Source organism: Bacillus marasmi, assembly GCF_902168435.1.
Lineage (GTDB): Bacteria > Bacillota > Bacilli > Bacillales > Cytobacillaceae > Bacillus_BU > Bacillus_BU marasmi.
In genome coordinates, this window is the sequence record NZ_LR656170.1 from 122,831 (window position 1) to 137,011 (window position 14,181).

The window sequence follows — 14,181 nt, forward strand, 5'->3', positions numbered from 1 at the left end:
TCATCCTTCCGCTTTTAACTCAAATATTAAATCACGAAGCTCGGAGGCCTTCTCAAAATTGAGAACCTTGGCTGCTTCCTTCATTTCTTTTTCTAAATCAGCAATAACCTTGTCGCGCTCTTTTTTGGTCAGCTTGCCAAGCGCTGTTGCCGGTTTATTATCTTCTTGATCTTCTGCAGCATGGGTAGCTCTAATTGACTCACGAATATCCTTTTGAATCGTTTGCGGCGTAATTCCATGATTGCGATTGTACTCTTCCTGAATCTCACGGCGTCGCTTCGTTTCATTTAAAGCGATTTCCATCGACTTAGTGATTTTATCAGCATACATAATCACGTGTCCGTTTGCATTTCGGGCTGCACGGCCAATCGTTTGAATTAAGGAGCGCTCAGAACGGAGGAAGCCTTCCTTATCAGCATCGAGAATCGCAACAAGTGATACTTCAGGTATATCTAGCCCTTCCCTGAGCAAATTGATACCGACAAGCACATCATATTTTCCAAGACGCAACTCACGGATGATTTCAATCCGCTCCAGTGTTTTAACTTCAGAATGGAGGTACTGAACCTTAATACCAATCTCTTTAAGATAATCAGTTAAATCCTCTGACATTTTCTTCGTTAAGGTGGTAACAAGCACCCGTTCATTCTTTTTCACTCGTTCGTGAATTTCAGCGATTAAATCATCAATTTGCCCTTCAATTGGACGGACATCAATTGTCGGATCAAGCAGTCCCGTTGGGCGAATAATTTGTTCAATAACATCCGGTGCATGCTCCATTTCATATGGACCAGGTGTTGCTGATACGTAAACGATTTGATTCACATGCTTTTCAAATTCTTGGAAAGTAAGTGGCCGGTTATCAAGCGCTGATGGTAGACGGAAGCCGTAATCGACTAACACTTGCTTTCTCGCTCTATCCCCGTTAAACATTCCGCGAATTTGCGGCAAGGTAACATGGGATTCATCAATAACTAGTAAAAAATCCTTTGGAAAATAATCAAGTAACGTGTAAGGAGTCGACCCCGACGGCCGTAATGTTAAGTGACGGGAATAGTTCTCAATCCCTGAACAGAACCCCATTTCTCTCATCATTTCCAAATCATATCGAGTCCGCTGTTCAAGACGTTGTGCTTCCAACAGCTTATTATCTTCCCGGAGCTCCTTTAAACGTTCTTCAAGCTCAGCTTCGATATTTTTAATCGCGATTTGCATTTTCTCTTCGCGGGTAACGAAGTGGGATGCTGGAAAAATCGCGACATGTTCTCGTTCAGCCATAATTTCTCCGGTTAACGCATCTACTTCACGAATCCGGTCTATTTCATCGCCGAAAAACTCGACCCTGATGCAATGTTCATCTCGTGATGCTGGAAAAATTTCTACTACGTCGCCGCGAACCCGAAATCTTCCGCGTTGGAAATCAATATCGTTTCGGTCGTATTGGATATCAACCAGTTTACGAAGCAGTTGATTCCGATCGATTTCCATTCCAGTCCGTAGCGATAAAACTAATTCACGATATTCTTCTGGAGACCCCAATCCATAAATACATGATACGCTTGCAATGATGACAACATCTTTTCGTTCAAACAACGAGGAGGTTGCCGAGTGACGCAACTTATCAATTTCATCATTAATACTGGCATCTTTTTCAATAAAAGTATCAGTCGATGGCACGTAAGCTTCAGGTTGGAAATAATCATAGTAGCTAACAAAATATTCAACTGCATTATTAGGAAAAAACTCCTTAAATTCACTGTAGAGCTGTCCTGCTAATGTTTTATTGTGAGCAATAATTAAGGTTGGTTTATTTACCTCTTTTATGACGTTGGAAATCGTGAATGTTTTACCGGTACCTGTTGCACCAAGTAATGTTTGGTGACGTTTATTTTCGTGAATACCTTGGACAATTTTCTTGATTGCTGCCGGCTGGTCGCCTTGCGGGGTGTATTTTGATACAAGTTCAAACTGGTCCTTCACTATTAAAACCTCCCTTGAGTGAAATGACAGTATATAATTCTTTTATTGAAAAATCTGCATCATAAAGATAGCGGATCTTGGTTTATTTTTCATAAAAATAACTCACTTACCATTCTACCACAATTACAGGAAAACAAACCAATAATACACGAACAAATATTCGTAAAAAAACCCCGCAGCCGGAATAATAGCTGTGGAGTCCTTATCGTGCTTTTGTTCTCTTTTTTTGTAGCATTTGCGTACTGTACCAAAATCCGACTGTTAACGAAAAGGCATCAACAATGATTAACCACCATGTATCTGTATAGCCTTTGTATACAGAAGCTGCAATTAACGCAACAGACAGGATTAAACCAATCACATGGTTATAGGTAACCCGTGAAAACAATATGACGACCATTCCTGGCAATATGAGTGCAGACAAATACTTAATCACCATTGCACACCTTCTTTCAAACGCACATCTCTAGTATTACTAGAATAACCCCAAAATCTAGTAATTGCAAAGGCTTTGAGCAGTTATTTATCGTTAATTCCAAGTTAACTTATAAGAATTATAAATTTAGTGTTGTTTTTCTCCCGATTTCCTTTTATAATTAAAAACAAGAAAATTCGAACTATCATTGAGAAAAGCTCAATTATTTATAGAAAGTGGTGTAAATATGAACATGACACAAGAGGCGGTTATTACGGGCGCAGAGTCCTTCTTTCTTAAAGGCAACAATATTGGAATCCTTTTATCACATGGATTCGTCGGAACTCCACAGAGCGTGCGAGAGGTTGGTGAGCTCTTGAATCATTATGGCTACACTGTTTTAGCACCGCGCTTAACAGGTCACGGAACATCCATTTACGATTTTGAAACTGCAAAGCATACTGACTGGCTTCGTGATCTTGAAAATGCCTATTTAACATTGCGAGAAACATGCGAGGAAATCTTTATTGTTGGGCAATCAATGGGGGGAGCGCTTTGCCTTCAGCTTGCGGCAATGTATCCTGAAATCAAGGGTGTTATCACGATTAACGCCGCGCTTCACGTCCCAGCCTATGATGAATACCGCAACGAAATTGGACCACGATTTATTCCAGAAGGTGCACCAGATATTAAGGACGCTAGCGCAGTTGAGATAACGTATGAATCTGTACCACTAACAGCAATTCATGAGTTGCAAAAGGTGCTTGATAAAACGATAAACTCTCTTGGACTTGTAAAAAACCCTGTGTTAGCGCTCGTTTCGGAGGAGGACCACGTCGTTCCACCGTCGGACTCTGACCAAATCATAGCGGGGGTTTCTTCTAAAAATAAAGCACAAGTGGTATTGAAAAATTCCTACCATGTCGCGTCTTTGGATTTTGATAAAAATCTAATAACCTATTATTCTCACATTTTTATCACAAAAATGATAAATAATTAGTCCGTTGTGCTAATAAACATGTAACGTTCGGAAAATTTCTGAAGTTTCGTTGATGTTCCGTTTTATGAAAATTAAAATGGAATATCCGTCGTATTCTTTGTAAAGGAGATTGAAGGCAGAGTGAAACTGTTACGAGAACGATTTTACGTGTTTATTAGCTTATTGGTCACAGCATTGGTGTTTGCGTTTATTATTAGTAATTTTCCGTTTAGTGAGGAGGTTCCGAAGCCTGCCCCAGTTGCAGATGCAAGCTTACATAACGGTGGGGAGTAGTTGGAGGGGTAAGAGTGAGTGTGCACCCATTTAGCAAAGTGAGGCTGGGACATAATTATTTCAACTAAACAAAAAAAGCGAACTATCGTGAAAATTCTAACTTAGAATTTCGTAATAGTTCGTTTTTTTATTCCTTTTTACAATCGGCATACCCTGAAAAGACTGTTGATAACATTTATATTGATGTGTGTTATCCCGAATCTTGATTTCCCTGTGTTTGAAAATAAGCGGAAGAATTCCGCTTATTTTGGGAATTATGGGTTTTTTGCTAAGAATAAAGGGAGTTTTTCCGCTTATTTCATAAAAATCACTGGAATTTGTCTGTTTGGGAGTAGTTAAGCGGAAATTTTCCTCTTATTTCAGCTCAATTTGCCCCCCTGACATACAATAACGGGAAATTCTCCTCTTATTTATTCTCATACCTACATAAAAATCAACATAGAACTTTAATATATTCTTCAATAAAAATCATTCAGTTTTAATACGGATGATTTAGTTCTGTCCCAGCTTCATAATGTTTATAATGACCTTGTTATGCTTCTCGTTTGACTGGACTCAACACCGAGATATAAACTTCACCATCTTGTATTACTGATTCGAAGGTATCCAATGGTCGCGGTGGTGGACCACTAACATTTTTTCCAAATTCATCGTATTCTCCTCCATGACATTTGCAAAAGTAACGAACGCCTTTTTCTTGACTCGAAACTTCTGCATCCCCTGCGGTACAGCCAAGGTGTGTACAGGTTGGCGACATAATGATTAAGGAACCATCTTCCTGTTTATTGACATAAACAAAGCCATCGAGATCTTGCGTGGTCCAGGCATCTTTAATCTTGACGTTATATTGTACCTTTTTTGGAAATTCTCCACTTTCTAACTTAGCCAACGGACCTAAGCTTGCCATCGTGCTAGTGTCCATTGTTTTTTCCTTACTACCACATGCAGCCAATCCGAGCGGCAACACTGATACAGCAAATAGACCAGCAGTGCTTTTTAATGATTTACTGATAAATTCTCGCCTTTGCATCATTGTCCCTCCTTCATTTAACCATGCTTTTTGATACATTCATTATATAACAAATTTGGTATTTTTAGGAAAAAATAGGTCTATTTTTACAAAAAAAGGCATATCGGGTTTGACCAATGATCAGCTGGTCTTACCCGAATGCCTTTACTACTTATCCTTGTTCTTCTTGTTTCATATCCATTTGCTGTTCATTTGGTTCAACTGTTGAGCTATAGATGCCGTAACCGACCACCACTAAAAGTAAATAAGCCACTGCGGCCAATACCCATTTTTTGATCAAGACATGTCACTCCATTCCACTTGAGGTATTTTTCTTAATAACCTTTTATTACAGCTTCACTTTTTGCAATCGCAACGCATTTAACACGACTGAGACGGAGCTGAATGCCATCGCTGCACCTGCTAGCCATGGTGCCAAGAATCCTAAAGCTGCAATTGGAATGCCGAGAGTGTTATAGCCAAAGGCCCAAAATAGATTTTGCTTTATGTTTTGAATCGTTTTTTTACTCATGTAAATGGCTTCGGCAATGCTATTTAGGTCACCGCGAATTAACGTGATATCGGCGGCTTCCATTGCTACATCTGTTCCAGTACCGATGGCCATTCCAATATCGGCGACCGCTAAGGCTGGTGCATCATTGATTCCATCACCGACCATTGCTACCCTTTTACCTTGAGCCTGGAGCTTCTTCACTTCATCAGCCTTGCCTTCTGGTAAAACCTCAGCAATGACGTGATTGATCCCAACTTGAGCTGCTATCGATTTAGCTGTTTGCAGATTATCGCCGGTAATCATAATTACCTCAAGTCCCATATCGTTTAAGCGACGGATCGCTTCCTTCGAGGTTTCTTTAATCGTGTCAGCTACGGCAACAATTCCAGCGTAGTGACCGTCGATAGCTGCCAGCATCGCCGTTTTCCCCTCTTTTTCTAACCTATTCATCTGGGGTAAAGCTTCACCAATTTCAATATTTTTCATAAGCATTAATTTGCGGGTACCAACGAGAACATTTTTTCCAGCAACGGTTGCACGAATACCATAGCCTGGGATTGCTTCAAATCCGAATACATCTTGTATAGTGATTCCTTTATCCTTAATACCTTGAACAATTGCCTGTGCCAATGGATGCTCTGATTGCTTTTCAGCCGAACCAACGAAAGTTAAGAACTCAGCCTCTGTAAATCGATTGCCGGCCAGAATGACATCGGTTAATACAGGTGTTCCGTTCGTAACCGTTCCGGTTTTGTCTAAAATAACACTTGAGATGCGGTGCGTCATTTCGAGGTGCTCGCCACCCTTAAACAAAATCCCGAACTCGGCCGCCCGACCGGAGCCTGCCATAATCGACGTCGGTGTCGCAAGTCCCAACGCACAAGGACATGCGATGACCAGAACAGCAATTAGTTTTTCCAAAGCCTCAGCAAAGTCACCAGGAGCTGCCCAGAAATACCAAACCAAAAAGGTTACAACAGCGATACCGACTACAATTGGCACAAATACACCAGAAATTTGATCAGCAAGGCGTTGGATTGGTGCCTTTGAGCCTTGAGCCTCTTCCACCACTTTAATGATTTGGGCAAGAGCAGTATCTTTGCCAACCTTGGTTGCTTCTATCTTCAAAAATCCATTTTTATTAATCGTAGCGCCAATAACACTATCGCCAATGGTTTTGTCAACCGGAACACTCTCACCTGTTAACATGGATTCGTCGATAGCCGACTGTCCGGCAGTAATTTTTCCATCAACCGGAATCTTTTCACCAGGTTTAACGTGCAGGATATCACCAACGACGACTTCCTCGAGCGGAATTTCAGTCTCAACGCCATCCCGCTCAACAACCGCATTCTTTGCTTGGAGCCCCATTAGCTTCTTAATCGCTTCAGACGAACGGCCCTTCGCCTTTGCTTCAAACAGCTTTCCTAAAATAATCAACGTAATCAGCACTGCACTTGTTTCGTAATAAAGTTCTACAGTGTGCGTTGTTTCATTTAATGAGAGCAATGACAAATACAAACTATAGAAATAGGCTGCCGATGTGCCAAGGGCGACGAGTACATCCATATTGGCACTCCCGTTTTTTAACGCCTTATAAGCACCGACATAAAACTGTTTTCCGATGATAAATTGGACTGGAGTAGCCAGGGCTAGTTGGACCCAAGGATTCATAAACATGTCTGGCACATACATCCAGGAGGTAAATTCAAAGTGGCCAACCATCGCCCATAACAGTGGCAGTGACAAAATCGCTGAAAATAAAAACTTTCCGGTTTGATTATCGATTTCACGTTGACGATGGTCGGCAGCGTCCTGACTCTTCACTTCTTCTTTAATTGCTGCGCCATAACCCAGTGCTTGAACTTTTTTGATGATATCCGACTTTGATAAAGCGGCAGGATTATATTCAACACTGGCTTTTTCTAAGGCAAGATTGACATTTGCTTTAACGACGCCTTCGAGTTTATTTAAGCCTTTTTCGATGCGGGCAGAACAAGCAGCACACGTCATGCCAGTAATCTCAAATTCTGATTTTTCGGTTACAACATCGTAGCCTAGATTTCGAACTTTAGCTTGAATATTTTCTATATTTGTTTTTGTAGGGTCGTATTTAATGGCTGATTTTTCTAAAGCAAGATTGACCGTGGCCTCTTCTACACCTTCGAGCTTGTTTAGACCTTTCTCGATGCGAACAGCACATGCTGCACAAGTCATTCCTGAAATTTGCAAGCTAGTTTCCTTGAGGTCTTGGCTCATGTTTCACAACTCCCCTTCATACCCGGTGTGGGTATATATAATTCCGAGAAAAGCGCGCTATTGCTAGCACGCTAGTATCAATTATTCTACATCATAGCCTTGATCATCGATCGTTTCTTTAATGGTAGCAAGTGTAACAGCTTCAGGGTTAAATTCGATATTGACTGTCCCTGCTTTTAAATCAACCTTCACAGTTTGAACGCCATTTAATTCTCCAACGCTTCCCTCAACTGCTTTTACGCAATGATCGCAAGACATTCCTGCTACTTTTAATGTAATGTTTTCCATGTTGTCATACCCCTCACTATTTTTTCATTAGTCTTTGGATGGTAGTAAGCAGCTCATCAATTATTTCAGGATCTCCCTCTTGAATCCGTTCGACAACGCAGCTTCGCAAATGCCCTTCAAGCAATAGCTTAGCGACACTGTTCAAGGCTGCTTGGGTTGCGGCAATTTGGGTGATCACATCATCACAATAAGTATCCTTCTCGATAAGCCCCTTTATTCCACGAATTTGTCCCTCAACCCGATTTAACCTGGTGATGAGGTTTTTCTTCGATTGTTCTGAATGGTGGCTTTTACGCTCAGAGCCTGAATGACAAGTTGAACATGCAGCATCCTCAGCTTCATGATCATCGACCTGGGTCGACTCACCCATCATTTGAATGATGTCATCTATGATGCTTGCTTCTTGAGATTTGTTTTTCTTTGGGTTTGATTGATCCACAACTTACCTACCTCCCTTATACTTAAGGTACCATACCCCCCTGTAGTATGTAAAGTGGTTGTTAGCCTATTTTTTAAAAATTTATATTTGTTGAAGCTGTTTAAGTCGGTCTCCGCTTGCGCCACAAGCTTTCAGGCACCCAATTATTAAACGGATGGGATGGATGCTGAACGGGAGCATGCCTCACTTTTGGAGCATGCTTTGGTCCATTTGGTTTTTCCGCTGCTGCCTGTAAAAGTTGATTGAGCGGTTGCCATCTCCTTAAAAACAGGATAACAATCAGGCTCAAAACTATCCCACTGCTAAAATAAACGAGCCACGGTAGGTACCCCAGTGTGGTACCGACGTCAAGGAGACGACCGCCGGCGAATTTCCCACCAGCTTCTCCTAACCCAGAGACAACATTAGCCATTGCAAAGAAAATCCCGATTAAATCTGCCCGTGACAGCTGAGACACAGTACTATCAATCGTTGGTAATATCAGCATTTCACCAAAAATAAAAATTGCTGCACTTAGCATTAAATGAATAAAAGCGCTCGCAAAATAAAGCGAACCAACTCCAATACCAATGATGAAAACACCAAGTCCAAGCGCGGTAAAAGGGTGAAGCCGCTTAATAATCCAATTTGTTACAAGACCTTGAGAGAAAATAACAATAATACTGTTAATGGTCCAAATAAGAGCAACATCCTCCGGATCCGGTAAAATGACTGCAGCGCGTAACGGAAGTGCAAATGACAATTGAGCATACAAGGCCCATATAAAAATACTAACGCCGCCGAAAACTAAAAATGGTTTATTTTTAAAAACCTCAAAGTAAGAGCCCTTAGGAAGTTCAGGACATGGTTGGTTGCCACAATTATTTGGAACAAATAACCAGCTTTGTACTGCAAGAATTGCAAAAATTGCCCCAGCTATCCAAAAAATGAGCTTAGACGATGTGCCAGAGATAAAGAAAAACACCATAAGACCCGATGCAGCAATTCCTACATTTGCCGCAATCCCTCTAAGCGAAAATGCTGTCGTTTGATTTTCCTTTGATGCCAAGGCTGCTATTGCTGCTTTTGTTGAAGGTGCGTACAAACCATTACCTATCCCTATTACGATAGCCATTAATACTAAGAAAACGAATGAACTAAAGAGTCCAAATCCAATATATCCTAATGCAACGAGCAGTGAGCCTAAGCTAATAATCGCTCTTCTACCAATCCGGTCGGCCAAAAAGCCTCCAAAAATACTGCCAAACTGGAACGAAATCGCAAGTGCCGCAAGCACAGTGCCGATTTGGATAAACGAAAGCCCCGCTTGAGCCTGCAAGATAATCGGCAAGATGGGGGTAACCATATAGGTCCCAAAATGAAACAATAAAACACCAACCATTAGAATCAACATTGGCCGGTCTAGTTTTAGCAATTCGTTCATGTACTCTCCCCCCATGATGCATTCTGTAATTTTATTGTTATCTAACGGGTGGCAATTACACTGGAAAAAGTAAGAAAAGCACAAGGACGTTTAAAAAGGAGCCCTTTACAACGGATGACTCCCTTTTTTGGGACGATTTGTTTTTTTAAATAACGTGAATAATAAAAATCCTGCCAAAATCGTAATGATGATTTTACCCTGCCAAGACCATTGAATCAGTTCGTTCGCAGAATATGCTTCAATCAATAAAGCAGGCAACTTACCCAAAGTACTTGATAGAACAAAAACGATAAGGGACATTCGACCAATTGCTGCTAAAAACGTTATGACACCGGATGGGACAAACGGAAGTAAACGCAATGAAAATACTAATATAAAGGCATGTCCACCCTCCACCTCTAAAAGCTTTCTAACTATTGGTCGTTGTAAAGCCTTTGAATCAGCAATACCTGCCAAGCCCTTTCGGTAAACTAGGAACGAAACTACTGCACCTATCACTTCTCCTACAAAGGACACAAGCGTTCCTTCCCAAAATCCAAACATGACAATATTCGCTGCTGTTAGAAACAAGCTTGGTATAAATCCGATAAGACTTATAATTACATTTAATATGATACTAATGAACAATGCATATGAATCATATTGTTGCAGTAATTGAACTACTTGTTCTTTCATTTAGGTTCCCCCCATGCATCATGAGCAAATTACTGCTATTGCCAGTTCACATACAGTCCCACTTACGAATGATTAATATTTTACTTAATGAATTTAGCTATAAAAAATCCAGTTTCCTGCCTAAATGACCATTTAATTTTTATTAAAGATAAACAAAAGTCACTGTAATGACATTTTTAAAACATTAATCTTCATATCATCTTCAAATCTTACTGGTATGCTAACTTATGTTTCAGCGTAAACAGCCTGGCCATTATGTCATGAATCCGTACCATTTTACACAGTATCTATTATCGTTATGTTGTTATAATGAAATAGCAAACTAGAGATTGGAGGATGCACACTTATGAAGAAATACCTTTTCACAGTCCTATTAGGCGCCATTGCAATGATCCTATTATCTGGCTGTGGTTCTAAAGAAGAATTAGCATTAGACTCAAAACACTTGGAACTGCCTGATTATGTAACAAGCGCTAAGGCAGAAGTCAAAGAGGCATATATTATGGCAGCTCAATATCCACAAGCACTAGCTTCTGTACCATGCTATTGTGGCTGTTATGAACAGGATGGACACATCAGCAACCTTGACTGTTTCGTTGATGGAATGGACAAGAATAATGCCGTTACTGGCTGGGACACAATGGGGATAGCCTGAGACATTTGCGTAGTGATCGCCCGTGAGGCGACTGAAATGTATCAAGACGGTAAAGACCTTAAGGAAATCAATAAAACCATTACGAAAAAATACGAATCATACGGTACACCAACCCCAACTCCAATTCCTGAGTAATTGGTAGAAGGATTTGTACCTGAAATCATCACCGATTTTTAGTTTTTAGATGAAATACTTTATATGAAGAGGATGGATTGCTGACATGCATTGCGCTGTCAAAAATCTGTCCTTTTTTTGAAAGTTCATATCATCAACATATCATCCAAGTATAATCGATTGGGTAAACTAGCTAGACGGAGGAACCTATATGTATGGAATTCTTTCAGATATTAGCAGGATGCTAAGCAGTCCGTTCATTAATATTGTCAACGAGCTGAACCAAATTCCGATTTTGGCCAGTCTCGTGTTAGGGCTGATTGGGGCACTTGCACCTTGTCAGTTGACCGGAAACATTGGCGCAATCACCTTTTACGGCAATCGTAGCCTGCAATCTAGGAGCCAATGGGTCGAAATTGGTTTTTTTGTGCTCGGAAAAATCGTTGTATTCTCAGGGTTGGGACTCGCTGTATGGCTGCTCGGCCGAGAGTTTCAAGATGTTTTACCAAACTATTTCTCTGTTTTCCGAAAGCTGATGGGTCCGCTCTTTATTCTGATTGGACTTGTCTTGATTGGATTTGTGAAAATGAGATGGCTGGATTCAGTTTCTAGGCTGATCCCGCTACGTAAAAAAGAGGGTAAGCTTGGTTCGTTTTTAATGGGCGTAAGCTTTTCGATTGCGTTTTGTCCAACAATGTTTACACTTTTTTTCTTTTCGTTAATGCCGATTGTGCTGACTTCTCCCTACGGAGCTGTGCTGCCATCTTTGTTTGCGGTCGGGACATCGCTTCCAGTACTAATCTTTGCCGGAATCATCACCTTTATCGGTCTTGACGGGGCGCTGATGAAAAAAAGCCGCAAAATCGGAAACACAATCCAAAAAGCAGCAGCTTTTCTATTTATCGTAATCGGAGTACTAGACACAATAACATACTGGTTTTAGAGGTGCCTGTCACCACCCGAATTTTGTCGAAAAAGGTGACAGGCACCACCCGAATTTTGTCGAGGTGATTTAGTTTGAAGAATATTTTGGTTGTGGAAGATGAAGTGAATGTTGCGACGGTTTTGAAGGGTTATTTGGAGAAGGAGGGCTATGTGGTTTATACGGCTACTTCTGGTTTGGCGGGCCTTGATTTGTTTAAGGCTCACGATTTTCAACTAATTCTTCTCGATTTAATGCTACCCGATATTAGCGGTGAAGAGGTTTGTAAAATCATTCGGCAAAGCTCTAATGTCCATATCTTTATGCTTACTGCCAAGGGGGCATTAGAAAATCGAATCGAGGGCTTGAACATTGGTGCCGATGAATATTTAATCAAACCCTTTAGTCCACGTGAACTTACCGCCAGAGTAAATGCACTTTTCCGCAGACTCAATAACGGCGATGGCTCCTCTCAATACCTTTTCAACGATGGTAATTTAATTATCGATTACGAGAAAAGAATCGTGAAGGTGCAAAACGAAGTGGTTCTATTAACACCTAATGAATTCGATATCCTTTATACACTCGTTGCCAATAAAGGGAAAGTCCTGTCGCGCGAGCAATTGATTAATAAAATCTTTGGTGCTGATTTCGAAGGCTACGACCGTACAATTGATGTTCACATCAAAAATATCCGCAAAAAAATCGAAACAGATACAAAAAACCCTAAATATGTTGTGACGGTAATGAAGGTTGGCTATAAATTTGGCGGTGAGCAATAATGCAAACCATTCGCAAACGACTCAGTCTGATGTTTGTCAGCTGTTCAATCGTATCGATTTTGCTCGTCACATTGTTTGTGAACATAACAGTTAACAAAAAATTCGATCATTATATGGAGGATCTTCAGGACAAGCGCTATCAACGAATAGTGAACTATATCAATGAGGACTACAAACGTGATGGTAAGTGGCTCGAAAGCACTGGTAAAGAATTGATGCACGAGGCATATATGGGTAATTATTGCCTAACCGTTAAGGATGTAAATCAAAATGTTATTTGGGGTATGGATTCTCACGATTTACAAAATCGCGACCATTTAAAATCGATGTTTACGCAGGATAACGGAGTTTACACCACAAAGACGTTCGAAATCACCGACGGTGGAGATGTCGTCGGATATGTAGAGATTGGCCAGTACTCCTCTGTGCTTTTATCAAAAGAGGATATTGACTTTAAAGCTTCAATTAATAAAAGCATTATTGCCGGTGGTTTGCTCACTCTCGTATTAACAATACTTTTAAGTCTTTATTTTTCCAAACAATTCTCAAATCCAATTAAGGATGTCGCAAATATGTCTGTCACCCTCTCAAAGGGTAACTTCGATATTAAATCTAGTTCGGAAAGTAATATTGAAGAATTAGAGAATCTCAGGAATAGTATTAACATCCTAGCTGAAAAACTAAAGGTACAGGATACTTTACGTAAGAAATTAGTTTCTGATATTTCGCATGAAATTAGAACGCCGTTAAACGTCTTGCAGAACAATTTAGAGGCGATGATTGATGGAGTCTTTCCCGTCACGACCGAGCGCTTGACCAATTTAAATGAAGAAGTAATAAGATTCGGACGATTAATCAATAATCTGAATGTCTTAAAAGAATTTGAGTCTGAAAGTATTAAGATTCATTTGGAAAAAATAAAACTAGATGAGTTTCTTAGCGATATTTGTAAGGACTTCTATCTTGCAGCTGAAGCGAAGAATATTACTATTGAGTACTACATCGCACCAGGCATGAGCTATATGATTAACGGTGATCGCGACAAGCTGAAACAGGTATTTATTAATCTATTATCAAATGGACTGAAGTTCACAAACCAAAACGGTTCTATTACGATTAAGCTATACGGTGATGCCCAGCATTTTATCGTCGAAGTGAAGGATAATGGAATCGGGATCAGCAGTGAGGATTTGCCGTTCATTTTCGAGCGTTTATACCGCGGGGATAAAAGCCGAAATCAAATAGACGGAACTGGTATTGGACTGACAATCGTCAAAAACATCATCGACCTTCACAAGGCCACCATCGACGTTGATAGCATTGAAGGACAAGGCACAACCGTAAAAGTTAAATTTGAAAAATAAAGCATAAGTCGCTCTCATGCTTTATTTTTTTTTGCCTTTTAATGCAATTTTGTTTTTCAACTGTGGCTA

Annotated in this window: 15 protein-coding genes; 6 read left to right on the plus strand and 9 right to left on the minus strand. The window is 40.4% G+C overall.

The window, feature by feature from the left end:
* Together uvrB and FXW34_RS11180 are read right to left on the minus strand one after the other, a co-directional pair.
* A complete protein-coding gene (gene uvrB / locus FXW34_RS11175; RefSeq protein WP_147534075.1) occupies positions 1-1,980 on the minus strand; it encodes an excinuclease ABC subunit UvrB in 1,980 nt (659 codons plus the stop codon).
* Between the two features lie 202 nt (positions 1,981-2,182).
* Positions 2,183-2,419, minus strand: a complete 237-nt coding sequence (locus FXW34_RS11180) for a CsbA family protein (RefSeq protein WP_147534076.1) — start codon at positions 2,417-2,419, stop codon at positions 2,183-2,185.
* A 223-nt stretch (positions 2,420-2,642) separates the two neighbouring features.
* Here FXW34_RS11180 and FXW34_RS11185 point away from each other — a divergent pair, with 223 nt between their 5' ends.
* Together FXW34_RS11185 and FXW34_RS22910 are read left to right on the plus strand one after the other, a co-directional pair.
* Positions 2,643-3,395, plus strand: a complete 753-nt coding sequence (locus FXW34_RS11185) for an alpha/beta hydrolase (protein WP_246140989.1) — start codon at positions 2,643-2,645, stop codon at positions 3,393-3,395.
* Between the two features lie 120 nt (positions 3,396-3,515).
* Positions 3,516-3,668, plus strand: a complete 153-nt coding sequence (locus tag FXW34_RS22910; RefSeq protein WP_187118915.1) for a hypothetical protein — start codon at positions 3,516-3,518, stop codon at positions 3,666-3,668.
* 532 nt (positions 3,669-4,200) lie between these two features.
* Here FXW34_RS22910 and FXW34_RS11190 read toward each other — a convergent pair.
* From FXW34_RS11190 to FXW34_RS11215, 7 genes are all read right to left on the minus strand, one after another.
* On the minus strand, positions 4,201-4,698 hold the full coding sequence (locus tag FXW34_RS11190) for a QcrA and Rieske domain-containing protein (RefSeq protein WP_246140991.1): 498 nt from the start codon (positions 4,696-4,698) through the stop codon (positions 4,201-4,203).
* A gap of 151 nt (positions 4,699-4,849) precedes the next feature.
* Positions 4,850-4,978, minus strand: a complete 129-nt coding sequence (locus FXW34_RS23560) for a hypothetical protein (RefSeq protein ID WP_281292935.1) — start codon at positions 4,976-4,978, stop codon at positions 4,850-4,852.
* 48 nt (positions 4,979-5,026) lie between these two features.
* Positions 5,027-7,450: a heavy metal translocating P-type ATPase gene (locus tag FXW34_RS11195; RefSeq protein WP_147534078.1), complete on the minus strand. Its 2,424-nt coding sequence runs from the start codon at positions 7,448-7,450 to the stop codon at positions 5,027-5,029.
* Positions 7,451-7,531: 81 nt separating this feature from the next.
* Positions 7,532-7,738, minus strand: coding sequence for a copper chaperone CopZ (copZ, locus tag FXW34_RS11200; RefSeq protein WP_147534079.1), 207 nt, complete (start codon positions 7,736-7,738; stop codon positions 7,532-7,534).
* A 16-nt stretch (positions 7,739-7,754) separates the two neighbouring features.
* Positions 7,755-8,108 (minus strand): metal-sensitive transcriptional regulator, encoded by a 354-nt coding sequence (locus tag FXW34_RS23345; RefSeq protein ID WP_425457430.1) that lies wholly within the window; start codon positions 8,106-8,108, stop codon positions 7,755-7,757.
* A gap of 169 nt (positions 8,109-8,277) precedes the next feature.
* On the minus strand, positions 8,278-9,600 hold the full coding sequence (locus FXW34_RS11210; protein WP_147534080.1) for an MFS transporter: 1,323 nt from the start codon (positions 9,598-9,600) through the stop codon (positions 8,278-8,280).
* A 105-nt stretch (positions 9,601-9,705) separates the two neighbouring features.
* Positions 9,706-10,275: a TVP38/TMEM64 family protein gene (locus FXW34_RS11215; protein WP_147534081.1), complete on the minus strand. Its 570-nt coding sequence runs from the start codon at positions 10,273-10,275 to the stop codon at positions 9,706-9,708.
* Between the two features lie 346 nt (positions 10,276-10,621).
* Between FXW34_RS11215 and FXW34_RS23350 the strand changes: the two genes are divergently transcribed.
* The 4 genes from FXW34_RS23350 (at position 10,622) to FXW34_RS11240 (ending at position 14,112) form a co-directional block, all read left to right on the plus strand.
* The gene (locus FXW34_RS23350; protein WP_342780710.1) at positions 10,622-11,065 is read left to right on the plus strand and encodes a PCYCGC motif-containing (lipo)protein; all 444 of its coding nucleotides are present in this window, start codon (positions 10,622-10,624) and stop codon (positions 11,063-11,065) included.
* A gap of 190 nt (positions 11,066-11,255) precedes the next feature.
* On the plus strand, positions 11,256-11,987 hold the full coding sequence (locus tag FXW34_RS11230) for an urease accessory protein UreH domain-containing protein (protein ID WP_147534084.1): 732 nt from the start codon (positions 11,256-11,258) through the stop codon (positions 11,985-11,987).
* A gap of 74 nt (positions 11,988-12,061) precedes the next feature.
* Positions 12,062-12,748, plus strand: coding sequence for a response regulator transcription factor (locus FXW34_RS11235; protein WP_147534085.1), 687 nt, complete (start codon positions 12,062-12,064; stop codon positions 12,746-12,748).
* Entirely contained in the window at positions 12,748-14,112 is a 1,365-nt protein-coding gene (locus FXW34_RS11240; RefSeq protein ID WP_147534086.1) for a sensor histidine kinase, read from the plus strand. The genes FXW34_RS11235 and FXW34_RS11240 overlap by 1 nt, the downstream gene beginning before the upstream one ends.
* The last annotated feature ends 69 nt before the right edge of the window (positions 14,113-14,181 follow it).

Excerpts from the sequence above, each read along its gene's own strand:
- FXW34_RS11180 (WP_147534076.1), bottom strand. The coding sequence starts at position 2,419 with ATGGTGATTAAGTATTTGTCTGCACTCATATTGCCAGGAATGGTCGTC.
- FXW34_RS11185 (WP_246140989.1), top strand. The coding sequence starts at position 2,643 with ATGAACATGACACAAGAGGCGGTTATTACGGGCGCAGAGTCCTTCTTT.
- FXW34_RS11190 (WP_246140991.1), bottom strand. The coding sequence starts at position 4,698 with ATGCAAAGGCGAGAATTTATCAGTAAATCATTAAAAAGCACTGCTGGT.
- FXW34_RS11195 (WP_147534078.1), bottom strand. The coding sequence starts at position 7,450 with ATGAGCCAAGACCTCAAGGAAACTAGCTTGCAAATTTCAGGAATGACT.
- copZ (WP_147534079.1), bottom strand. The coding sequence starts at position 7,738 with ATGGAAAACATTACATTAAAAGTAGCAGGAATGTCTTGCGATCATTGC.
- FXW34_RS23345 (WP_425457430.1), bottom strand. The coding sequence starts at position 8,108 with ATGGGTGAGTCGACCCAGGTCGATGATCATGAAGCTGAGGATGCTGCA.
- FXW34_RS11210 (WP_147534080.1), bottom strand. The coding sequence starts at position 9,600 with ATGAACGAATTGCTAAAACTAGACCGGCCAATGTTGATTCTAATGGTT.
- FXW34_RS11215 (WP_147534081.1), bottom strand. The coding sequence starts at position 10,275 with ATGAAAGAACAAGTAGTTCAATTACTGCAACAATATGATTCATATGCA.
- FXW34_RS11230 (WP_147534084.1), top strand. The coding sequence starts at position 11,256 with ATGTATGGAATTCTTTCAGATATTAGCAGGATGCTAAGCAGTCCGTTC.
- FXW34_RS11240 (WP_147534086.1), top strand. The coding sequence starts at position 12,748 with ATGCAAACCATTCGCAAACGACTCAGTCTGATGTTTGTCAGCTGTTCA.